Source organism: Gallaecimonas pentaromativorans (assembly GCF_003751625.1).
Classification (GTDB): Bacteria; Pseudomonadota; Gammaproteobacteria; order Enterobacterales; family Gallaecimonadaceae; genus Gallaecimonas; species Gallaecimonas pentaromativorans.
On record NZ_RJUL01000004.1, the window covers coordinates 272,258 to 293,292 of the forward strand.

The 21,035-nt window shown below is 58.4% G+C and carries 21 protein-coding genes, 4 tRNA genes and 1 riboswitch; of the genes, 5 read left to right on the top strand and 20 right to left on the bottom strand.

Annotated elements, in window-relative coordinates; all coding sequences use genetic code 11:
* Nucleotides 1-3 precede the first annotated feature (3 nt).
* The 3 genes from EDC28_RS09325 to EDC28_RS09335 all read right to left on the bottom strand — a co-directional run bounded on the left by EDC28_RS09325 (nucleotide 4) and on the right by EDC28_RS09335 (nucleotide 4,915).
* A complete protein-coding gene (locus EDC28_RS09325) occupies nucleotides 4-1,359 on the bottom strand; it encodes an FG-GAP repeat domain-containing protein (RefSeq protein WP_123421416.1) in 1,356 nt (451 codons plus the stop codon).
* Nucleotides 1,360-1,388: 29 nt separating this feature from the next.
* Complete coding sequence (locus EDC28_RS09330) at nucleotides 1,389-2,594, bottom strand: DUF945 family protein (protein WP_170164075.1); 1,206 nt, start codon at nucleotides 2,592-2,594, stop codon at nucleotides 1,389-1,391.
* 131 nt (nucleotides 2,595-2,725) lie between these two features.
* Nucleotides 2,726-4,915, bottom strand: coding sequence for a S46 family peptidase (locus EDC28_RS09335; protein WP_123421418.1), 2,190 nt, complete (start codon nucleotides 4,913-4,915; stop codon nucleotides 2,726-2,728).
* A gap of 164 nt (nucleotides 4,916-5,079) precedes the next feature.
* Here EDC28_RS09335 and EDC28_RS09340 point away from each other — a divergent pair, with 164 nt between their 5' ends.
* The gene (locus tag EDC28_RS09340; protein ID WP_123421419.1) at nucleotides 5,080-5,934 is read left to right on the top strand and encodes a thioredoxin family protein; all 855 of its coding nucleotides are present in this window, start codon (nucleotides 5,080-5,082) and stop codon (nucleotides 5,932-5,934) included.
* Between the two features lie 24 nt (nucleotides 5,935-5,958).
* Here the strand turns inward: EDC28_RS09340 and EDC28_RS09345 are convergent, their stop codons facing one another.
* The 6 genes from EDC28_RS09345 to apbC form a co-directional block, all read right to left on the bottom strand.
* Complete coding sequence (locus EDC28_RS09345; RefSeq protein ID WP_170164076.1) at nucleotides 5,959-6,270, bottom strand: putative signal transducing protein; 312 nt, start codon at nucleotides 6,268-6,270, stop codon at nucleotides 5,959-5,961.
* Nucleotides 6,267-7,016, bottom strand: a complete 750-nt coding sequence (locus EDC28_RS09350; protein ID WP_170164077.1) for a lipase family protein — start codon at nucleotides 7,014-7,016, stop codon at nucleotides 6,267-6,269. Before EDC28_RS09350 ends, EDC28_RS09345 begins: the two co-directional genes overlap by 4 nt.
* 74 nt (nucleotides 7,017-7,090) lie before the next feature.
* Complete coding sequence (arfB, locus tag EDC28_RS09355) at nucleotides 7,091-7,507, bottom strand: alternative ribosome rescue aminoacyl-tRNA hydrolase ArfB (protein ID WP_050660044.1); 417 nt, start codon at nucleotides 7,505-7,507, stop codon at nucleotides 7,091-7,093.
* 7 nt (nucleotides 7,508-7,514) lie between these two features.
* Complete coding sequence (gene dcd / locus EDC28_RS09360; RefSeq protein ID WP_050660045.1) at nucleotides 7,515-8,102, bottom strand: dCTP deaminase; 588 nt, start codon at nucleotides 8,100-8,102, stop codon at nucleotides 7,515-7,517.
* A gap of 9 nt (nucleotides 8,103-8,111) precedes the next feature.
* Nucleotides 8,112-8,741: a uridine kinase gene (gene udk / locus EDC28_RS09365; RefSeq protein ID WP_050660046.1), complete on the bottom strand. Its 630-nt coding sequence runs from the start codon at nucleotides 8,739-8,741 to the stop codon at nucleotides 8,112-8,114.
* A gap of 47 nt (nucleotides 8,742-8,788) precedes the next feature.
* On the bottom strand, nucleotides 8,789-9,823 hold the full coding sequence (gene apbC, locus EDC28_RS09370) for an iron-sulfur cluster carrier protein ApbC (RefSeq protein WP_050660047.1): 1,035 nt from the start codon (nucleotides 9,821-9,823) through the stop codon (nucleotides 8,789-8,791).
* A 181-nt stretch (nucleotides 9,824-10,004) separates the two neighbouring features.
* On the opposite strand from apbC, the gene metG reads away from it, so the two are divergent.
* Nucleotides 10,005-12,065 carry a methionine--tRNA ligase gene (gene metG / locus EDC28_RS09375; RefSeq protein ID WP_123421422.1) on the top strand — a complete coding sequence of 687 codons (2,061 nt, stop codon included), beginning with the start codon at nucleotides 10,005-10,007 and terminating at the stop codon, nucleotides 12,063-12,065.
* 429 nt (nucleotides 12,066-12,494) lie between these two features.
* Here metG and EDC28_RS09385 read toward each other — a convergent pair whose 3' ends face one another.
* The gene (locus EDC28_RS09385) at nucleotides 12,495-12,992 is read right to left on the bottom strand and encodes an acyl-CoA thioesterase (protein ID WP_050660050.1); all 498 of its coding nucleotides are present in this window, start codon (nucleotides 12,990-12,992) and stop codon (nucleotides 12,495-12,497) included.
* A 153-nt stretch (nucleotides 12,993-13,145) separates the two neighbouring features.
* Between EDC28_RS09385 and EDC28_RS09390 the strand changes: the two genes are divergently transcribed.
* Nucleotides 13,146-15,212, top strand: a complete 2,067-nt coding sequence (locus tag EDC28_RS09390) for an acetyl-CoA hydrolase/transferase C-terminal domain-containing protein (protein ID WP_123421423.1) — start codon at nucleotides 13,146-13,148, stop codon at nucleotides 15,210-15,212.
* Here the strand turns inward: EDC28_RS09390 and arsB are convergent.
* The 5 genes from arsB to EDC28_RS09415 all read right to left on the bottom strand — a co-directional run bounded on the left by arsB (nucleotide 15,166) and on the right by EDC28_RS09415 (nucleotide 18,398).
* Nucleotides 15,166-16,221, bottom strand: coding sequence for an ACR3 family arsenite efflux transporter (gene arsB / locus EDC28_RS09395; protein ID WP_123421424.1), 1,056 nt, complete (start codon nucleotides 16,219-16,221; stop codon nucleotides 15,166-15,168). The two genes, EDC28_RS09390 and arsB, sit on opposite strands and share 47 nt — an antisense overlap.
* Nucleotides 16,221-16,928: an arsenical resistance protein ArsH gene (gene arsH, locus EDC28_RS09400; RefSeq protein ID WP_123421425.1), complete on the bottom strand. Its 708-nt coding sequence runs from the start codon at nucleotides 16,926-16,928 to the stop codon at nucleotides 16,221-16,223. Before arsH ends, arsB begins: the two co-directional genes overlap by 1 nt.
* Entirely contained in the window at nucleotides 16,921-17,385 is a 465-nt protein-coding gene (locus EDC28_RS09405; RefSeq protein WP_123421426.1) for an arsenate reductase ArsC, read from the bottom strand. Before EDC28_RS09405 ends, arsH begins: the two co-directional genes overlap by 8 nt.
* Before the next feature lie 34 nt (nucleotides 17,386-17,419).
* Nucleotides 17,420-17,761, bottom strand: a complete 342-nt coding sequence (locus EDC28_RS09410; protein WP_050660055.1) for a metalloregulator ArsR/SmtB family transcription factor — start codon at nucleotides 17,759-17,761, stop codon at nucleotides 17,420-17,422.
* A gap of 61 nt (nucleotides 17,762-17,822) precedes the next feature.
* Nucleotides 17,823-18,398, bottom strand: coding sequence for a manganese efflux pump MntP (locus EDC28_RS09415; RefSeq protein ID WP_123421427.1), 576 nt, complete (start codon nucleotides 18,396-18,398; stop codon nucleotides 17,823-17,825).
* Between the two features lie 15 nt (nucleotides 18,399-18,413).
* Nucleotides 18,414-18,575, bottom strand: a riboswitch (yybP-ykoY riboswitch).
* A gap of 122 nt (nucleotides 18,576-18,697) precedes the next feature.
* Here EDC28_RS09415 and EDC28_RS09420 point away from each other — a divergent pair.
* Together EDC28_RS09420 and EDC28_RS09425 are read left to right on the top strand one after the other, a co-directional pair.
* Nucleotides 18,698-19,138 (top strand): SH3 domain-containing protein, encoded by a 441-nt coding sequence (locus tag EDC28_RS09420; protein ID WP_123421428.1) that lies wholly within the window; start codon nucleotides 18,698-18,700, stop codon nucleotides 19,136-19,138.
* A gap of 136 nt (nucleotides 19,139-19,274) precedes the next feature.
* The gene (locus EDC28_RS09425) at nucleotides 19,275-19,733 is read left to right on the top strand and encodes a hypothetical protein (RefSeq protein ID WP_148049830.1); all 459 of its coding nucleotides are present in this window, start codon (nucleotides 19,275-19,277) and stop codon (nucleotides 19,731-19,733) included.
* A 50-nt stretch (nucleotides 19,734-19,783) separates the two neighbouring features.
* On the opposite strand, the gene EDC28_RS09430 is transcribed toward EDC28_RS09425, so the two are convergent.
* The 5 genes from EDC28_RS09430 to pgsA form a co-directional block, all read right to left on the bottom strand.
* Nucleotides 19,784-19,870, bottom strand: a tRNA-Leu gene (locus EDC28_RS09430).
* 11 nt (nucleotides 19,871-19,881) lie between these two features.
* A tRNA-Cys gene (locus EDC28_RS09435) sits at nucleotides 19,882-19,955 on the bottom strand.
* Between the two features lie 55 nt (nucleotides 19,956-20,010).
* Nucleotides 20,011-20,084: transfer RNA gene (locus EDC28_RS09440), tRNA-Cys, on the bottom strand.
* Between the two features lie 161 nt (nucleotides 20,085-20,245).
* Nucleotides 20,246-20,320, bottom strand: a tRNA-Gly gene (locus tag EDC28_RS09445).
* A 163-nt stretch (nucleotides 20,321-20,483) separates the two neighbouring features.
* Nucleotides 20,484-21,032 (bottom strand): CDP-diacylglycerol--glycerol-3-phosphate 3-phosphatidyltransferase, encoded by a 549-nt coding sequence (gene pgsA, locus EDC28_RS09450; RefSeq protein WP_050660059.1) that lies wholly within the window; start codon nucleotides 21,030-21,032, stop codon nucleotides 20,484-20,486.
* Nucleotides 21,033-21,035: the final 3 nt, after the last annotated feature.

The window sequence follows — 21,035 nt, forward strand, 5'->3', positions numbered from 1 at the left end:
CCCTCAGGGCCCGGTGGCGGCGGCGTCCAGCTTATCGGCAAGGACCAGGATATGGTTTTGGTCGCCATCGCTTGGCCCCGGCAAAATCGCCAACCAGCCCTTACCCTGCTGCCAGCGGCTGCCATCCTTGGGCAGCGGCAAGGTCAGGCTGCCATCGCGCTTGAGGCGGCCATCGCTAAAGCGGTAGAGCGCCAGCTTGTTTTCGCCGTTCTTGATGGCAAAAAGAGTCCCGCTGGCCAGCTCGGTGGCGGCCATCAGCGGAATGCTGAATTCGCCGCTGCCAAGGGACACGTCCATGTCCGCGTCGATGCCGTCATCCAGGGCCACCAGGGTGCGCCCGTCCAGGCGGCGAATATCCAGCGCCACCGACACCGAACCGGTCAACAGCGCCGAGACTATCTTGCCGACCCCCAGTTTCACCGACGGGGTGTATAAATCCATATGGCCATCGCCATCCAAGTCTTGGCGGTTGAGCTTGAACACCACGCCCTGGGTATTGAGCGCGGTGTCGGGGGCGACCGCAAAGCCCAAGCCATTGGCGGTTTTGATGCCAAAGCGCACTTCAAAGGACTGGTTTTGGTCTAAAAGGCTTTTCGATTGCACGCTGGAGACAATCAAATCGCTTAGGCCATCGCCATCGAGATCGGTCACCGAAGCAATGGTACGAATGCGCAGCTTTTCAAAGTCTTCACCGTCGTTAACCCGCAGCATCCGTTTGGCGAGCGGGGTCAGGTTAAGGGCCGGGGCAAAAGCCAGGGGCCGCTCTTCAAAGCCCGCTCCCTTGGCGAGAAAAAGGCTCAGGCCATTGTCGTCTTCCACCAGCAGATCAGGCTTGCCATCAAGGTTGATGTCGGCCAGGAACAAGGCCTTGGCGCTGTAGCTGGGGTCGCCCTGGCGAAGCTCCATAAAGGCCGAAACCGGCAAGGTGCTGACCAGCGTCAACCCGCTTTCAAAAACGCTGTAAACCCGCAGCACATCAAAGTCCGGCACAAAAAGGCGGTTGCCCTGGCACCACTCTACCTTGTGGAGTTTTTTGGGGGCGACGCTTCGCCAGATGCTGGGGGCGCTGCCAAGGGCTTTGGGGCCGCTGGCCGTGCCTAAAAAGATTTGGTCGCGGGCAAAGAGCAGCAGGCGGCCGTCGTCCAGAGTGCAAAAGCGGTCGCCGTCTTTGGGAAGCGCCATCAAGGCAGCCTGCCAGTTTTTGGTATTCACCCGGGTCAGGCTGCGCTTATCCTGGCTGTTGCCGGCCAGATACAAAAAGTCCCCGGCTTGCTGCCAGGCACCGTTGGCCGGCGCTGGCAACGCCAGGGACACCCATTGCACGGCCTGGGCGGGAAGGCAGGCGACGAGCAGCAACATTCCCCATACCTTCGCCATGGCCGGACTCCTTATAACGCTTTCATCAGGGGCTGCTGGTTTAAGGTCAGCAACTTGTCGGCCACCTTGAAATCAAGGCCCAGGCCGCCGGACTCTTCGCGCACCCAGCCGCGCTGGGCCAGCACGTTGAGGGTGTCGGTGTCCAGCGACGCCAGCTCGCCAAAATGGCGCGGCACCACCAATTTCAGCTCCCCTTGGCTGGCAGCCAGGAAGCTCTCTAGGCTGTCTACGGTACCGGCCTTGAGCGCCAGTTGGCCACGACCGATGAGCTTGCCGTTTACCGAGTCGAGGCTTAAATCGTCCAGTTGCAGTTTGCCGCCGCCGGAGAGCAGCGCGCCAAGGGCCACACTGAACTGGCTGCGGGCTTCTGCGTCGCCGGTCAGGCCGATACCCAGGGCGCTTAGCAGCAGTTTATCCAGAGCGTGGTTATTGACCGACTCCATAGCCAAGGCAAGGTCGAGATGGCTAAAAGGTTCGCGGTTAAATTTTGCCTCTTCGGCCTGCAGCCGCCCCTTGGTGAGCTTGTCGCTGTCGGTGCCTTTGAAGGTCATGCCCGAGAGGCCAACAAAATGCTCGCCGGTGTAGGTGACGGCGCCCAGTTGGCCGTCAAAGTGGCCGTCGTCGCCCTGCCCTTCTTTTTTGAGTTTGACTCCGGACAGCACCAGGCGGCCTTCCGGGCTTTTGGCCTCCATGCCGTTCCAGTTAAAGCTTTGCTGCCAATGCTGCTGGCTGTGGCTGGCGCTGAAGGTCAAAGGGTAGAAGTTGAGCAGCTCGCCGTCTTGCTGCCAGCTCGCCATACCCACCCGGCCCTTAAGGCTTTGGGTACCCCAGATCCAGTGGTGGCCTTCGACTTTCAAGGCAATGTCTGAGCCGAACAGCGCCTTGAACGGCGCACTTTTCTTGTCCCAGGCAATGGCGGTGCTGCTGGCCACTTGCCAGGGCCAGACCTGGAACTGGTGTACCAGCACCAGGCTGTCGGGCAGGCCTCGCTCGGCGAGGCTCGCTTTGAGTACCGGATCGGTCACGCTGAGTTTGGTTTTGGCACGAGGAGCAAACAGGCTGGACTCAAAGTCCAGGCTCTTGGCGCTGATGCCCGGATGCGCCGATAAGCTGTTTACCCACTTGAGGTATTCTTTTTGGGTCTGACTGCCCAGCAACAGGCTGCTTCCCGCCGCCGCCACCACCAGCAAGGCTCCCACAATCAGTGTTTTCTTCAACGTGCTAATTCCCTGTTTTTACGCCGTTTATTACGGTCTATTTTGTTACCGGAATATGTTACTGCAATGTAAAGCCTCAAGTACAGATAGAAAAAACCCGGGGCAAGCCCGGGTTTTCTCTGTTTTGGCTGTCAGAGATCGTCTGGCAGGTTAACGATGGTCATTTCCTGCAACAGGTTGTCGGCACCGTCCAACTTATCCATCACCCACAGCATGTAACGGGTATCGAGGTGGATGGAGCGGGTGTTGGGGGTGAAATCCCAATCGGCGTTAATGGAGTCGTAGGTGCCGTCAAACAGCAGGCCTACCAACTGGCCCTTGGCGTTGAGGGTGGGTGAACCCGAGTTGCCGCCGGTGGTGTCCACGGTAGACAAAAAGTTGACCGGCACCGAGTCCAGCGCCGGCACGTAGTAAGGCCCAAAATCCTGATCGGCAATGGCATCAAGCTCGGCTTTGGGGGCGTTAAAGGGCACCTTGCCGGTGTTCTTGGCGACAATGCCCTTCAAGGTGGTAAAGGGCACGTAATAAGAGGTGCCCTTGGGGTTGTAATGGGCGCCGTCTTCATCGCCTTTGATGGTGCCGGGCGCCGGGGTGTAACCCTTGACGTGGCCATAGGTGACCCGCAGCGACGAGTTGGCGTCGGGGTAGACCAGCTCGCCCAGGCTTTGCTTGTAGGCTATCAGCGCGTCCATATATTGCGGGCGCAGGCTCAAAAAGCGCCCGTCGCGGTCCTTCTCGGCATCTTCCAGGGCTTTGAGTGCCGGGTAGCTGGCCACCGCCAAGCGAATGAAGGGATCGCGGCTCTTGTCAAAGTCTGCCGGGGTTTTATCTACCCAGGCCAGGCGCTTGGCGCTGTCGGTAAGCTCGGTGCTGGCGTAAAAACCGTCCACCGCTTTGGCGGCATCGCTGCCAATGGCGCTGTCTACCGCGCCGATGCGCTCTGCTTTGGGCAGGCTGTCGTAGCCTTTGAGGCCGTCCAGCCACAGCGCTTTGTCTACGGTCACCGCAAAGCGGCGGTCCATGGCGTTAAGGCTGCCCAGCAGGCGGTCTTTGTCGCGGTTTTGGTAACCGGCTTCACGCTCGGCGTCGGGCTTTTGCTGCTCCAGTGACCAGCGATAGAGTCGGTAGGCGGTGGCAAAGAGCTGGCTGTCCATCACGCCGCGGCGCTTGAACTGGGCAAGGTCGGCCTTTTGCTGCTCATCTATCAAGGCGCCCAAGTCGCTAAGGGCCTTGCCGTAGCGGCTTTCGCGGTCGGGGTCTGCACTGACCCAGCGGTTAAGCTCGGCCTCGAGCTTCACTTTTCTTACCACCAAATCGCTTTTGGCAAAGCCGTCCAACTGGCCTTCAAAATTCTTGGCGTAGTTTTTCAGGCCCTGGCGATAGGAGGCGTATTTGATGCAAGCCCCCTCTTCTGCCGTGCAAGCCTTGCCGATCAGCGCGTTGAGGTGGGCCAGGCGCTTTTGCATGGCCGGGTAGTAATCCTTGATGGCAAAGCGCACTTCTTCGCTAGTGCGATAGCGGTTGGTGGAGCCCGGGTAGCCGGCCACCATCACAAAGTCATCGGCAGAGACGCCGGCGCCGTCGATGGTTAAAAAGGATTTGGGGTGGTACGGCACGTTGTCGGCGGCGTAATCGGCCGGCTTGCCGTTTTTATCCACATAAGCGCGGTAGAAGGAGAAATCCCCGGTTTGGCGGGGCCACATCCAGTTGTCGATGTCGCCACCGAAGACGCCGATGGCCTCGGCCGGGGCATAGACCAGCCGCACGTCTTTGATTTCCATCTGTTTAAGCAGCCAATACTGGGCACCGCCGTAGTAGCTGAAAACGTTGCAGCGATAACCGGGGCTCGATTCGCAGGCCGCGACCAGGGACTTTTCTTTATCTTCCAGGGCCTGGTAACGGGCGCTACCGGTTTTGTCGCCAAGGGCGCTACTGACCGCAGCGCTGACATCGGTCATGGACTCGGTTACCCAGATGCGGGTGCCGGGGGCGGCCGGTTTTTCCTCACCCAGGGTCTGGGCCAGGAAACCATCGGTAATGAGGTTATGCTGTTCGGTGCTGTTGTATTGCAGGCTGCCGTAAGCGCAGTGGTGATTGGTGACCACCAGCCCCTTGGGGGAAACAAAAGAAGCGGTGCAGCCACCGAGGCTTATCACCGCATTCATGGGGGCCTTACCTAAATCGGCCAGGTCCGCCGGGTTGAGCTTAAGGCCGGCAGCCTTGAGGGTGTCGGCCATCTGGGGCAATTGGCTCGGCATCCACATGCCTTCATGGGCCAGCGCCGAGGCCGACAACAAGGCCAGGGGCAGTAACCGTTTCATTCTTCTTCTCCCTGATTGTTATAGTATCACCTCGACATTGCCCCAAAGAGAGGAAGCTGGCAAGGCAGATGCGACAAACGCAAGGGTAACGGACACCACCTGCCCTTGCATTCTGCCAACGAGCCCCCATATTGCACAGCATCACCCAAAGAAAAAATGTCTTTATGAGCCAGTACATAGTCGACGTCACCACCGAAAATTTTCAGCAAACCTTGCTGGATGCTTCCTTCACGCAGCCGGTCTTGGTGTTCTTCTACGTTAACGGGCATGAGCCCTGCGACAGCCTCGCCCCGGTATTGAGCCAACTGGCGACGGACTACCAGGGCGGCTTTGTGCTGGCCAAGGTCGATTGCGACGCCCAGCAGATGCTGGCCGCCCAGTTTCAAATTCAAGCCGTGCCGACCCTCTACTTGCTAAAAGAAGGCCGCCCCATCGACGGCGTGGCCGGCCCGCAGACCCAAGAGAGTGTTCAGCAGCTGCTGGACAAACACCTGCCGGCGCCCCAGGACCCAGACTTTGAAGAAGGCCTGGGGCTACTGGAAGCCGGTAAGGCCGCAGAGGCCATTGCCAAGCTCAGCCAAGCCATGGCCAACGCTCGCGATCCGCACCCGGTAAAACTGGCGCTTATTCACGCCTACTTGCAGGAAAACCGCCTGGATGAGGCCGAAGCGCAGCTGGCCACCATTGCCATGAAAGACCAGGACGCCGATTACAAAGGGCTTCTCTCTGAGTTGCAACTGAAAAAGGATGCCGCCGACACCCCTGAGATCCGGGCCCTGGCCGACGCCCTGGCTCAGGCGCCAGAGGACGACAGCCTGCGCCTGAAACTGGCGGTGCAGCTGCACGCCGCCGGGCGTAACGAGGAAGCCCTCGATAGCCTGATGACGGTGCTGAAAAAGGATTTGAACTTCCAGAACGGCGAAGCCAAGAAAACCTGCCTGGATATCCTGGCTGCCCTTGGCCAGGGCAACGCTCTTGCCGCCAAGTACCGGCGTCAGCTCTTTAGCCTGCTGTATTGAAAAAGGCGCCGGTTGGCGCCTTTTTTATCCCGCTTTTTTCGGGGCCTGGCAGTGCCAGCACAGCTCAAAGGCGCTGCCGTTATGTTCGCCGCATTGCCCGCAATACCAGTCCTGGCCGCTGTGGTTGAAATACCCCTCCAGCACCGCCTGGGCCTCCAGCAGATGGTAGCTGTAACACCACAGCCGAATGTGTTGTACATTGGCCGGCAGATCCCCCACCCCGCCCATCAACAGATCGCTGTCGAGCCGCACCTTGATGCCCTCACCGGCAAGCAAGCCTTGCAGCAGATGAGCCTCCAAGGTGTTGGTGGCGGTGTAAAGCAGGGTCTCACTCACGATTTGCTCCCCAGGCTCAGTAGCTGGTATTCGTCTACTGCGTGTTCTGCGATGTCTTTCATATCTTTAGCAAAAAGCCACTGGCCATGGTAGTGGCAGCGATCCCAAAATCCCTCCCACCAGGGCTGGCCGCCGCCAAGGTGTAATCGGCCTGTGGCGTCAAAGTAACTCAACTGGCCACCATGGCGATAGCCAAAGCAGCGTGGCGGTAGCCGGGTTATCACGTCCTCGTCGTTCACTACCCGCCAGTAGCGCTCACCCAAGAGTGCCTCCATGGCGCCCGCCAGTTGGTTGTCAAAGACCCTTGGGCTGCCGAAGGTGCAAAGGCCGGTCAGCTCGATATCTTCATTAAGGGCCAGTTCGGCGGCCAGCACCGAGGCCACAGCGCCGCCGAGACCATGGCCACAAAGCCACAGGGCCATGCCGGAGCGAAGCTCTTTAGCCAGCACCGGCCTGATGCGGGGCAGCAGCTCTTGGGCCTGGCGCAAAAAGCCCTGATGGACCCGGCCAAGGGGCGGCCAGGGCACCAGCTGCGCGCTAAGGTCGGTGGCCCAGTCCCGGGTGTTGGCTTCAAGGCATTGCACCACCAGGATAAGGTGGTGGCGGGTGGCTTCGATACCGATGCGGCTATTGCCCTGGGTAAGCACCGGGCCTTGAAAGAGCTGCTCGCTCAGCTCGGCGCTCAAGGTGCTCAGGTGTGCCAGGTTGGCACGACTTAAGTGCTGGGGATGGTTGTAAAAACTCACGGCGGCATCCTCCTGGTCATTTGCAATGACCATAGCCGCCTTTTGGCTACTGTTCCAAACCGCCGCCCAAGCGGTTAATCGACACGGACCTTGCCCCGTTTGGCCTTCACGTCGCCCCGGCCCTTTTTGCTTTGAATGCGCCGCTCTTTGGAGGCGCGGGTGGGGCGGGTGGCATGGCGCACCTTGGGGCGAATACCGGCCTGCTCAATCAAGGCCTTAAGCCTCTCAAGCGCCACTTCGCGGTTCATGTGCTGGGAGCGGTGCTCCTGGGCTTTGATCACCACCAGCGGGCCGTGAACCAGGTGCGAGCTCATGCGTCTGAGCCCGTCCTTGTAGTGGTCAGGCAGGCTCTGGGAGTCTTCGAAATTGAATTTAAGCAGCACCGACGAGTCGGTGGTGTTGACGTGCTGGCCGCCGGCGCCTTGGGCGCGCTGGGCCGAAAATTGCAGTTCATGGGCCGGGATGGTAACCCGGCCTGAGATCTCGAGCATGGGCTCCTTACTTACTGTCCTGGTCTATCCGGCTGGCCACCGCGCCTTGTTGATCCTTGTATTTAGCATCAACACGCTTGTTATAAGGGCGAGCCGCCGGGGCGGACAGGGTTTCAAAATTCAAAGCACCGATCTTCATGTGCGGGCGCAGGGCCAGAGGCAGTTTGCCGGAGTTGTAGAACTCCAGCACGATGCGCCCCGACCAGCCCGGGTCGATACGGTGGGCGGTCACGTGCACCATCAGCCCCAGGCGCGCCAGGGAGGAGCGGCCATCGAGCCAACCGACGATGTCATCAGGCAAGGTGACCGATTCATAGGTCACCGCCAGGGCCAGCTCGCCGGGGTGCAAGAAGAAGGCTTCGCCTTCGGGAATAACGATTTCGTCGCTCATCACCCGCTCAAGGGCGGCGTTGACCTGGCTGCGCGGGCCGGACAAATCGATAAAAGGGGCGGTGTAGCCGTTAAATACGCGAAATTTGTCACCCAGGCGCACATCGACACTGACGCCGCTGATGGCGTCTTTGCCCGGCGGCGGCTCAATCACGATGCGGCCGTCGGCCAGGTATTCTTCGATATGGGTATCACACAAACGCATGGCGTATTCCTACAGATGCTGGCGGATCTTAGCTTTAAGCATGTCGATGGCGATACGGTTTTTACCGCCCCGGGGCACTATGATATCCGCATATTGCTTGGATGGCTCAATGAACTGCAAGAACATGGGGCGCACCGTCTCCATGTATTGCTTGAGCACCGACTCCATGGTCCGGCCCCTGTCTGCCACGTCCCGCTGCAGGCGGCGCATCAGGCAGATATCCAGGGGCGCGTCGACAAACACCGAGGCTTGCAGCATATCCCGAAGCGGCTTGTAGGACAGCAGCAGAATGCCTTCGAGGATGATCACCTTCTTGGGGGTGACAGTATGGGTGCTGGTCTTGCGGGTGTGCTCTTCGTAGGAATACTCGGGGATCTCTACCGCCTGGCCGTCTTTAAGGGCTTGCAGATGCTCAACCAGCAAGTCGTGCTCAAAGGCCTGGGGGTGGTCGTAGTTGGTTTTAACCCGCTCTTCCATGGACAGCTGGCTTTGATCGCGATAATAGCTGTCTTCGGTGATGACAGCGATTTCCTCTCGCCCCACTTCTGCCTTGAGTTCATTAAAAATGGTTCTTGCAATCAATGACTTGCCTGATGCTGACGCACCAGCGATACCGATAATGACACAAGGGTTTTCCATGGGGCGCTGTCCCTTAATTGGTTGCCTGGCAAAAAATTGCGGCGAGTCTACACCATTTTGACGTCGATGGGGGCCGGCGGCACCGGTCTTTTCAGCATCTCCCCCAGTAGCTTCCTGGCCAGTTGCAGGTAGCCATGGGCATCGTCCCCTGACGGGTCACTCAATACCACCGGCTGGCCGGCATCGGTGTGGTGGCGGATGTTAAGGGTCAACGGAATGGTGCCAAGTAGCGCCACGCCTTTTTCTTCGGCCAGGCGCACCCCGCCGCCGTCACCAAACAACGGCTCATGGTGGCCGCATTGGCTGCAGCGGTGATAGCTCATGTTCTCTACCAGCCCCAAAACCGGGGTGTTGACCTTCTCAAACATGGCCATGGCTTTGATGGCGTCGCTCAGGGCCAAATCTTGCGGGGTGGTGACAATCACGGCGCCGGTGAGCGGCAGCTTTTGCGACACCGTCAGCTGGATATCGCCGGTGCCGGGGGGCATGTCAATCAGCAGCACATCCAGCTCAGGCCAGTGGGTCTCGTTCACCAGTTGCATCAGGGCGGTACTGGCCATGGGGCCGCGCCAGACGGCAGCGTCGCTGTCGTCCACCAGATACCCGATGGACTGGGTATAAAGCCCCAGGGCTTCGATGGGGTACATGGTCTTGCCGTCGGGGCTGTCCGGGTGCTGGCCTCGGGTGCCCACCATCATCGGGAGCGACGGGCCGAAAAGGTCGGCGTCCAGCACCCCTACCTTGAGCCCCAGTTCTTTGAGGGCCAAGGCCAGGTTGATGGTGGTGGTGGATTTGCCGACGCCCCCTTTGCCAGAGGCAATGGCAATCAGGTTTTTGACCTTACCCAGGGGTTTACCAAAGGCCGGCAAGGCGCCTTCAAGATGCAAGGTGCGCCCGGCCAGCACCGGCTTTAAGGCTTCTTCGAGCTCCGAGGCGAAGGCGTCAACAGGGTAAGGCAGGCGCAGCGCCAGGCGCTCGGGTTCGTCTTCAAGGCTAAGGGCGAGCGCCGCCAGCGCCAGCCCCGAGAGAGGGCAGCGGATGTCATTGAGGCTTGGCTGTGGCTTATTTTGAAAAAAACGCATGGCGGTTCAAGGTGTTGGGTAGTCACCACAGTCTAGCACCGGGGCCTTTGCCTTGGCAGCGCAGCTGCGCTTTTAAAGTGCTTGGCTTTCAGCACATTGGCCCCGAACTTGAGTTCAACGAGCCTTAAATTTGGCGTAAACTGTCGCCCTTCAATCATCCAAGCAATCAAGAGCGATAAAGATGGCTACTTCGCGCCGCATTCTGGTTACCAGCGCCCTGCCCTATGCCAACGGGCCTATTCACCTGGGCCACATGCTGGAATATATCCAGACCGATATCTGGGTCCGTTTTCAAAAGCTGCGTGGTTTTGAGACCTACTACGTCTGCGCAGACGATGCCCACGGCACCCCGATCATGCTCAAGGCGCGCGAGCAAGGCATCACGCCTGAAGAGATGATTGCCAAAACCAACATAGAGCACCAGGCCGATTTTGCCCAGTTTCTGATTGGTTTTGACCAATACCACAGCACCCACAGCGATGAGAACCGCGAGCTGTCGGCGATGATTTATAACCGCCTCAACGACGGCGGCTACATCAAAACCGAAACCATCTCCCAGCTGTTCGACCCGCAAGAGCAAATGTTCCTGCCGGACCGTTTTGTCAAAGGCACCTGCCCCAAATGCGGTGCCGATGACCAAAACGGCGACAACTGCGAAGTGTGCGGCGCCACGTATCAGCCCACCGATCTTAAAGATCCCAAGTCGGTGGTGTCTGGCGCTACCCCGGTACTGAAAGACTCGGTGCATTACTTCTTCGACCTGCCCGCTTTTGGCGACATGCTCAAGGCCTGGATAAGCTCCGGCTCCTTGCAAGAAGAAATGGCCAACAAGCTCCAGGAATGGTTCGAGCAGGGCCTGGCACGCTGGGACATCTCCCGCGACGCGCCTTATTTTGGCTTTGAGATCCCCGGCGCCCCCGGCAAGTATTTCTACGTGTGGCTGGACGCCCCCATCGGCTATCTCGCCTCCTTCAAGGCCCTTTGCGACAAAACCGGCCTTGATTTTGACGCCTTCTGGAAAGCCGATTCCGACGCCGAGGTGTATCACTTCATCGGCAAAGACATCATCTACTTCCACAGCCTGTTCTGGCCGGCCATGCTCGACGGCGCCGGCCTTCGCAAGCCCACCAACGTCTTTGCCCACGGCTATGTCACCGTCAACGGCGCCAAGATGTCGAAATCCCGTGGCACCTTTATCAAGGCCCGCACCTATCTGGACCACCTGGACCCGGAATACCTGCGTTATTACTACGCCGCCAAGCTCTCTAACCGCATCGACGACCTGGATTTGAACCTCGAAGACTTCACCCAGCGGGTGAACTCCGACTTGGTGGGTAAACTGGTCAATATCGCCTCGCGCACCGCCGGCTTTATCGCCAAGCGTTTCGACGGCAAACTGGCCGATAGCATTACAATTTCTGATGAAGAAAACGTACTAAGCAAATTAAAAACAGGCACTTCTCCTCGAGAACTGTTTGACGAATTCGTCGCCAAAGGCGACGACATTGCCAAAGCCTTCGAAGGCCGCGAGTTTGGCCGCGCCGTGCGCGAGATCATGGCGCTGGCCGACAAGGCCAACGTCTACATTGCCGACACCGCCCCCTGGGTGCTGGTGAAAAACGATGACACCCTGAGTGAAGCCCACCAAGTCTGCACCCTGAGCCTGAACCTCTTCAAAGTGCTGGTGACCTACCTCAAGCCGGTACTGCCGGAGCTTGCCAAGAAAGTGGAAAGCTTCCTCGGCGTGGAACTTACCTGGGACAACCGTAGCGAACTGCTGGTGGGCTGCGCCATCAACCCCTTCCAGGCGATGATGAGCCGCATCGAGCCGGCCAAGGTTGAAGCCATGGTAGAAGCCTCCAAGGAAAGCATGGCCAAGAAGGTAACCGGCCCCCTGGCGGATGACCCCATCAGCCCTGAGATAAGCTATGAGGATTTTGCCAAGATTGACCTTCGCATCGCCCGCATTGCCAAGGCCGAGCACGTGAAAGGCGCCGACAAGCTGCTGCGCCTGGAGCTGGACTTGGGCGGCGAAACCCGCCAGGTGTTTGCCGGTATCAAGTCCGCTTACGCCCCGGAAGAGTTGGAAGGCAAGCTCACGGTGATGGTGGCCAATCTGGCGCCCCGTAAGATGAAATTTGGCATGAGCGAAGGCATGGTGCTGGCCGCCGGCCCCGGCGGCAAAGACTTGTGGGTACTGAGCCCAGACGACGGCGCCCAGCCCGGTATGCGCGTTAAGTAACGCCAATTAAAAAACCGCCCAAAGGGCGGTTTTTTATTGACGGAGCATTTCCCCCGTTAAGGGCCGGGATCAAAGCTGCAAAAAGCAAAATTGTCGTTGCAGCAGCCTTTGCCGCAGGCCAACATCTCGCCGTCATCAAAGTAGACAATACCGCCAAAATCAAAGGTAAAGGACCGTATCTGGCCGCCCTGCATCACCTGCCCTTTAACAGAACAGCCGGTGCTGGCGTAATGGTTGTGAAGGTTCTGGGGATCTACCCATTGGCCCTTCTCCAATACCCGGCGGATATCGGCAAGGTTCGGCGCTGTGCATTGGTAGTGGTTGAGATCTGAGACGACTAAATCAGAGCCTATAGACCCAAACCTTCCAACATCATTGGCCCGACAACAGCGCCAGGGTAAAAAGGTATCGCATCCGTGCCTCTGTCTTTTACAGCTCCAGCTGCTGCACTTCCTTTTTAATGGCGTCGTGGGCGGCTTCCTGCTCTTGCAGCAGTTTGCGGCGCAGCTTGGCCGCTTCGAAACGCTGTTTTTCTTCTTCTGATTGCGGCACCAGCGGCGGCACCGGAATGGTGTTGCCATTATCGTCCATGGCCACCATGGTGAAGTAGCAGCTGTTGGTGTGGCGCACCACCCGGTTACGGATATCCTCGGTTACCACTTTGATGCCCACCTCCATGGAGGTGCGGCCGGTGTAGTTGACCGAGGCCAAAAAAGTCACCAGTTCGCCGACGTTAATGGCCTGGCGAAACATCACCCGGTCTACCGACAGGGTTACCACATAGCTGCCGGCGTAACGGCTGGCACAGGCGTAGGCCACTTTATCAAGGTACGACAGCAGCTCGCCGCCATGGACCTTGCCGGAAAAATTGGCCATATCCGGTGTCATCAGCACCGACATGCTCAACTGGTGATCGCGAAATTCCATCAGTCACTAACCTCTGCGTATTCTTGAGCTGAAGATAACAGTAAGGGCAGGCACCAACCAGCCTTGCAGCGACTTAACAGACCAGTTTCTGTTAGCGATTACGCAAATGTTTTCTGCTAGCGTATCAACAACCTGCAAAACATAGGGGTAGCCATGCAGCAAGGATTGATGGAGCAGATTGAGGCGCAGCTCGGGCCAAATTGGGTGGTAGGTGCGCCCCTTGGGGTCGGCAAGGCCAACCGGCTGCTAAATGCCCTCTACCGCCATGCCAAGGCCCACCCTCATATCAAGCTGACCTTGATAACGGCGCTGTCGCTTAACCCACCGGTCGGCAAAAGCTTTCTTGAAGAGCGCTTTATGGCGCCCCTTCGTGAACGAGTGTGGCGAGGCTACCCGCGCCTTGAGTACCTTGATGACCGGGAAAGCGGCACCCTGCCGGCCAACATTGAAGTACTGGAGTTTTACACCCGCTCCGGCGCCATTTTGCATAACCCTCGGGCCCAGCAGCACTACATTTCCAGCAACTACACCCACGCCGGGCGTGACATCCTGGCCCGCGGCATCAATCTTTTGGTGCAAGCCGTAGCCAAGCACCCTGACGGCCATCGTTACAGTTTGGGCTCCAACCCCGACCTCACCCTCGACGTAGCCCCGGCCATGCATCAGGCCGAGCGCCCTACCCTGGTGATTGGCGAAGTGAACCCGCAAATGCCCTACCTGGGGAACGATGCCGAGGTCGCGCCCGAGTTTTTCGACCTTATCGTCGATGACAACGACGACGGCTACCCGCTCTTTGCCACGCCCCAAGAACCCATTGGCCTTATCGACTACGCCATTGGCCTGCGGGCTTCAACCCTGGTAGAAGATGGCGGCACCTTGCAGGTGGGTATCGGCGCCTTGGCCGACGCGGCGGTAAAAGGCTTGCTGCTGCGCCAAGACTCGCCCACCGACTACCACGCCATGCTTGGCGCCCTTGATGAGCCGCCCCGGCCGCCCCTGAACGAGGGCCTTTACGTGGCCAGCGAGCTGATTTCCTACCCGGTGTATCGCCTTTTTGAAAAGGGCCTGGTGCGCCGCCGGGTCTACGAAGACGAAACCCTCCAGCAACTGGTTAACGACAACGTGTTGGGTGATGTACTGCCCGCCGATACCTTTAGCCGGCTGGTGGCTGCGGGGGCATTGCCTGCTGTCTTGAGCGAGCGCCATCTTGCCTGGCTCGAGCGGTTTAATATCGCCGATATCACACTCCATGAAGACCGACTTCACCTGGGCAGTGCCGCCCTGGCCAACGATTTGACTGACGCCGCCACCCTCGCTTTTCTAAACGCCCACAGCGCCGGGCGAGAGCTTGCTGGCGGCATTGCCCTGCATGGCGCCTTTTTTATCGGCCCCAGCGCGTTTTATAAAGCCTTGCACGCGCTTCCTGAGGCGCGGCGCGCCTTGATTGGCATGACCAGCGTCAGCGAAGTCAACCGCATCTACACCCACTACCGCCTGGAGCAGCTGCAGCGGCAAAAAGCACGGTTTATCAACATCACCATGAAAGCCACCCTGCTTGGCCATGCGGTCTCCGACCAATTGGCAGACGGCCAAGTGGTGAGCGGCGTGGGGGGCCAATACAACTTTGTGTCCATGGCCCATCAGTTGCCGGATGGTCGTTCGGTGCTCCTAGTAAAAGCCACCCGCGGTAGCGGTAAAAGCCTGGAGTCCAACATCGTTTGGGAATACCCCCACAGCACCATCCCCCGCCACCTGCGGGATGTGTTTATCAGCGAATACGGCATTGCGGAACTTCGCGGCAAGACCGACAGCGAATGCATCGAGGCGATGATAAAAATTGCCGACAGCCGCTTTCAGGATGCGCTCATCGCCAAGGCCAAAGCGGCCGGCAAGTTGCCAGCGGCCTACCAGTTACCGGCTCAGTACCGCAACAATCTGCCGGCCACCCTTGAAAATGCTCTGGCGCCTTTTCGCGGCAAACTGGAACCCTTGCCCTTTGGCAGCGAACTCACCGATGCCGAGCTGGAACTGGCCCGGCGCTTAGGGGGGCTTAAAAAAAGCGCCAGCTCCGTTACCGGTAAGCTGGCGCTTTGTTGGCAGGCGTTGACGGCAAGCGCCAGTAGCGAGGGTGACAAGGCCCTCGCTTACCTTGGCTTAACGGCCCCGGCCAACCTTAAGGAGCGGATTTTTCAGCGCCTGGTGCTAAGCCTTTATCGCTAAACCAATGGCGAGTGCGGTTGGCAAAGGCCACCAGAGACAACATTACCGGCACTTCTACCAAGACGCCGACCACGGTGGCAAGGGCTGCCCCCGAGTGCAGGCCAAACAGCGAGATAGCCACCGCCACTGCCAGTTCAAAGAAGTTGGAGGTGCCAATCATGGCCGCCGGCGCCGCCACCTGATGGCTAAGGCGCAGCTTGCAGCCGGTAAAGTAGGTGAGCGCGAAAATGCCGTAGCTTTGCAGCAATAGCGGCACCGCGATAAGCACAATCACCAGCGGCTGGGCCAGGATGGTTTGGGCCTGAAAGCCAAACAGCAGTACCACGGTGGCAATAAGGCCGAGCATGGACCATGGCTTGGCCTTACTTAAAAAATCGCCAAGGCGCTGGTGGTCGTCTTTTTTATCAAGCTTATGGCGGGTTAGCACCCCGGCCAGCAGCGGCAACACCACATACAGCAGCACCGACAGCAGCAAGGTCTGCCAGGGCACCTGGATGTCACTGACTCCCAGCAGCAAAGCGGTGATGGGGGCAAAGGCGAACACCATCACCAGATCGTTCACCGACACCTGCACCAGGGTGTAGTTGGCATCGCCCTGGGTGAGCTGGCTCCACACAAACACCATGGCGGTGCACGGCGCTACCCCCAACAAAATCATGCCGGCAATGTATTGCTGGGCACTGGCAGCGTCCACCAGGCTTGCAAAAAATACCTTAAAAAACAGCCAGCCCAGCGCCGCCATGGTGAAGGGTTTGATAAGCCAGTTCACCACCAGGGTTAGGGCCAGGCCCTTGGGTTTGCGCCCCACATCTTTGATGGCGGAAAAATCCACCTGCACCATCATCGGGTAGATCATCAGCCAAATGAGCACTGCCACCACCAGGTTGACGTGAAAGAGCTCAAGGCCGGCCAGCATTGCAAAAAGGCTAGGCATCAGGCTGCCCAGCAGCAGGCCAGCCACAATCCCAAGGCCCACCCAAAAGCTTAAATAGCGCTCGAAGATCCCCATCACAGGCTCCTTTGGTTAACGCGCTTGGACAGGGCCTCGGCGCTTTCAACCCGCTCGGAATAGCGGTCCAGCAGCGCCGGGTTGTGGTCGCGGGTCAGCAAGGTAAAGCGCACCAACTCCTCTAACACATCGACGATGCGGTTGTAGTAAGGCGAGGGCTTCATGCGGCCATCTTCCTCGAACTCCAAGAAGGCCTTGGCCACCGACGATTGGTTGGGGATGGTCAGCATCCGCATCCAGCGCCCGAGGATGCGCATCTGGTTGACGGCGTTAAAAGATTGGGAGCCGCCACAGACCTGCATCAGCGCCAGGGTTTTTCCCTGGGTGGGCCGCACTGCCCCCATCGACAGGGGGATCCAGTCGATTTGCGCCTTCATGATGCCGGTCATGCTGCCGTGACGCTCGGGAGAGCACCACAGCTGCCCTTCAGACCACAGCACCAGATCGCGAAGCTCTTGCACCTTGGGGTGGCTGTCGGGCTCGCCATCGGGCAGCGGCAAGCCGGCGGGGTTAAAAATGCGGGCCTCGCAGCCCATGGCGCCAAGCAGCCTTGCCGACTCCTCTACCACCAGGCGGCTGTAGGAGCGCTCACGCAGTGAACCGTAGAGCAGCAAAATACGGGGCGCATGGGTGCTAAGAGGCCTGTTAAAGTCGGCCGCCGCCGGCACCTTGAAGAGCTTGGCATCGATATTGGGCAGCTCAGACATGGGCCAGTGCCTCCATCTTGGCCTTGAGGGCCTCACCTGCCAGCGGGCCAGCATCTAGCAAGCTTTGGATGCGCTTTTCCAAGGTGCCAATAGTAGCCAGGAAAGCCGCTTTTACGTCCTCTTCGCTGCCAGAGAGTGCACTGGGATCTTTGAGGCCCCAATGCACTTTAACGGTTTTGCCGAACCACACCGGGCAGGCTTCGCCAGCGGCGCTGTCGCATACCGTGACCACCAGATCAGGGGCAAAGTCTTCAAACGCGTCCCAGGACTGGCTGCGAAGGCCGTCGGTGCTATAGCCCGCTTGTGCCAGGTATTTAAGGCTCAAAGGATGCACCTGCCCGGCCGGCTGGCTACCAGCGCTTCTGACCTCCAGCAAGGCACCGCCCAATTGGCGGCTGACCGCCTCGGCCAGAATGCTGCGACAACGGTTATGGGTACAGACAAAGAGGATCTTCATATATGGATTTCCATATGTTTTAAGATAAAAAATTTTAGCAGCAGCGCTTGCCCGGCCGGTTGGCCATGGCGCCCAGCACCGCTTTGGCCTCTGTCAGCGCCGGGTTAGCACCCGCTGCCGCTTCACCCAACATGCCTTTGGCCCAGGCCGGCAACTCGGGGTGCAGACGATAAAACACCCACTGGCCGTCACGGCTATCAAGCAGCAACCCACATTGGCGCAGCTGCGCCAGATGGCGCGATACCTTCGGCTGGCTTTCGGCCAGGGCCTCGGTCAGTTCGCAAACGCAAAGCTCCCCTTCTTCGGCCAGCAGCAGCATGGCGTTAAGCCGGGTGGGCTCAGCAAGGCATTTTATGAAGGTGAGGGTATCTATCATGACGGCTCCTAAGACATACGGAAAATCATATATATGATTTTCCGTATGTGAAAGCATTTTATCAGGCAAGACCCAAAAGATGTTCGCGAAGGATAACGCTACCGACCACGATCAACACCAGGCCCCCCAGCAGCTCAGCCCGCTTGCCGATCATCGCGCCAAGGCGCTGGCCCAGCATGATGCCGAAGGTCACCATGGTCAGAGTGGCAAGGCCGATAAGGAGTGAGGCTTCAAAGATATTGACGTCGATAAAGGCAAACCCCAGGCCAATGGCCATGGCGTCGATGCTGGTGGCAACAGCGGTCAGCAGCATCATCACTCGGGAGCGTTTGGCCTTGTCGTCAGCCTCTTCCCCTTCTTCGGGTTTTTGCAGGCCTTCATGGATCATCTTAAGGCCCAGAGCCAACAACAAGCCGAAGGCCAGCCAGTGGTCCCATTTGACGATATAACTGGCAGCGCCGATGCCAATCAGCCAGCCGATCAGGGGGGAAATGGCTTCTACCGAGCCAAACAGCACGCCGGTTTTAAAGGCACGGCCAAAATGGGGGTGTTTAAGAGTGGCGCCTCTGGCAACAGCAACGGCAAAGGCGTCGGTTGACATGGCAAAAGCGATAAAAAGCAGAGATACAAAGCTCACGGTTAGATTATCCAGGCCGGGCGGTAGTTACCACGACAGTACGCGCGCCCAGCCTTTATGGCGCGAAACTGTCGATGGTCTCACCTACCTTTCGGTCGCCTGCACCACGGTCATGAGGACCGAGAATGTTGACACAGGCACTTTCCCAGAAGGAAAGTCGGCTACTCCCCAAAGCGGGGCCAAAGGTAGCAATTTTGCCTGTGAACCGCAACCCTAACTGAACGCAGGCCCTAGAGCTGTTGCGGCCAAGGCGCCATGCAACCTTAGAATCGGCTCAATTACCCACCAAGAGCACAACCATGAAAGTCACTCTCCCCCTGCTGGCGGCGGCCAGCCTGCTGCTCCCTGCTGTTTCACAAGCCGCGCCCTGCAAAGAAGGCAAACCTTGCCAGGAGAATCACTCTCCCCAGCCAGAACAGCATCACGACCAGAACCTGCACCAGGGCAAGGGTAATAAGGCCGAGCAACACAAACCCGAGCATCGCCTCGGCAAAAGCGAGCACGCCATGGCAGGCAAAGGGGAACATCGCGGCCCGCCCCATGCCGTGCCCGGTCACAACTACCGCATTAAGGTAAAAAGTGCCCGTATCCGCAAAGGCCCCGGCACCGGTTACGGTATTGTCCGCACCCTGCCCCTTGGCCATAACGTGGTCCCTGTTGAGGTATCCGGCGACTGGGTCAAAATCGATGTGGGCGGCCAGGTAGGCTGGGTGTCGATTAGCCTGCTGGCCGAGCTGTAAGGCCAAAAAAGCCCGGCATTTGGTGCCGGGCTTTTCCAAACATATCACGGTTCTCTATTTCGCCTTCCTTGCCTCGCCGGTTGCACTCCTGTCAAAGCACACTATCTTTGCTGAATATCTAGCAAGGATGCTGAACATGACAACACTCAAAGCAAGGCTGCGTTTCCAACCATCCTCAAGCGTTTCTCCTTCGGCCATCCGTGGCCATTACCTAAGCCAAATGCTGGCCTTGGCCCTGTTCACCGGTCTGGTTATCGCCTGGGTTGCATACGACATCCACAGCCGTATCCGCCAGGCGGGCCAAATGACGTTGGCGCAGATCAACGCTCTGCCAGCGCCAGCAGCCGGCTTGCCCACGGGCCTTTCCCCATCAGACAGCTCGAGCCTAGCGCTGGTGAAATACGTTAAAGGGCATATGGATAACCCGGCAAGTTTCGTGCATATCAAAACCGACTATGGAGACCACTATCCCGACTATTATCTGGTCACCATGACCTATGGCGAAGGCAACGCCCAAGGCAAGGTGGTGACCCGCCATATCGAAGCCAAAATGGATACGGATGGCGACTTGATGCAAGTGACGGCATATTGGTGATAGGAAGGGTAAAAACAAAAAAACCCAGCTCTGCAGCTGGGTTTTGCGTATGGTGCCCGGAGCGGGACTTGAACCCGCACAACGCGAACGTCGAGGGATTTTAAATCCCTTGTGTCTACCAATTTCACCATCCGGGCTGGTGTAATGATGGAGGCGCGACCCGGAGTCGAACCGAGATCCACGGATTTGCAATCCGCTGCATAGCCATTCTGCCATCGCGCCATTATCGGGTTAGGCTTGTCGCCTAGATAACCGCCTGAAGCCGTTATCTTTTAACTGGAGGCGCGACCCGGAGTCGAACCGAGATCCACGGATTTGCAATCCGCTGCATAGCCATTCTGCCATCGCGCCTTGGGTGAACATCGCTGTTCTTTTAATAAACGCCGGTAGGTTGCCGGCATCTATCGAATTTGGAGCGGGAAACGAGACTTGACTGGGCCAACATTCGGCTCGCGACCGTCGCGATTCTCACACCTCGTAGTCAGTTAACCTAACCAACTACGTCGTAAATTTGGAGCGGGAAACGAGACTTGAACTCGCGACCCCAACCTTGGCAAGGTTGTGCTCTACCACTGAGCTATTCCCGCATTGTCTTTGCTCTACAACCTGGCGTAAGGCCCGGTCTACAGCCGCCGGGTCCCCCCGGAAGTGCGAGCCATTCTACCTTTCTGCCGGGGCGAGTCAATAACGTAAAACATTGAGTTATGACTGTTTAGCCAAAAAAACAGCAATCAGGCGCTGTTTTGAGCATTAAGCCCCGGCCTTGCTCCACAGATCCTTCCAGGCAGCGGCAAGGTAACTGATCATCGACCACAAGGTCAGGATCACCGCGATATAGAGTAGCGGCATACCCAGCACCACAAAGGGCTCCCAGCTAGACACCAGGCCAATCAAGGCCAGCATCTGGGCAGTGGTTTTTACCTTGCCAATCCAGGACACCGCCACATGGGAACGTTTGCCAAGCTCCGCCATCCATTCACGCAGGGCAGAGATAACAATTTCACGGCTGATCATGATGATGGCCGGCACCGTCACCCAAAGGCTCTGGTAATCCTCAACAATCAGCACCAGGGCGGCAGTGACCATCACCTTGTCGGCAACCGGGTCTAAAAAGGCGCCAAAAGGGGTGGTTTGCTGGAGTTTGCGAGCCAGATAGCCATCCAGCCAGTCGGTGATGGCGGCCAGCCAGAAGATAAACGCAGCGCCATAATGTGCCCAGGACACCGGCACGTAAAACAGCACCAGGAAAATGGGGATAAGCAGCAGCCTGAACAGAGTAAGCAGGTTTGGGATGGTCATGAC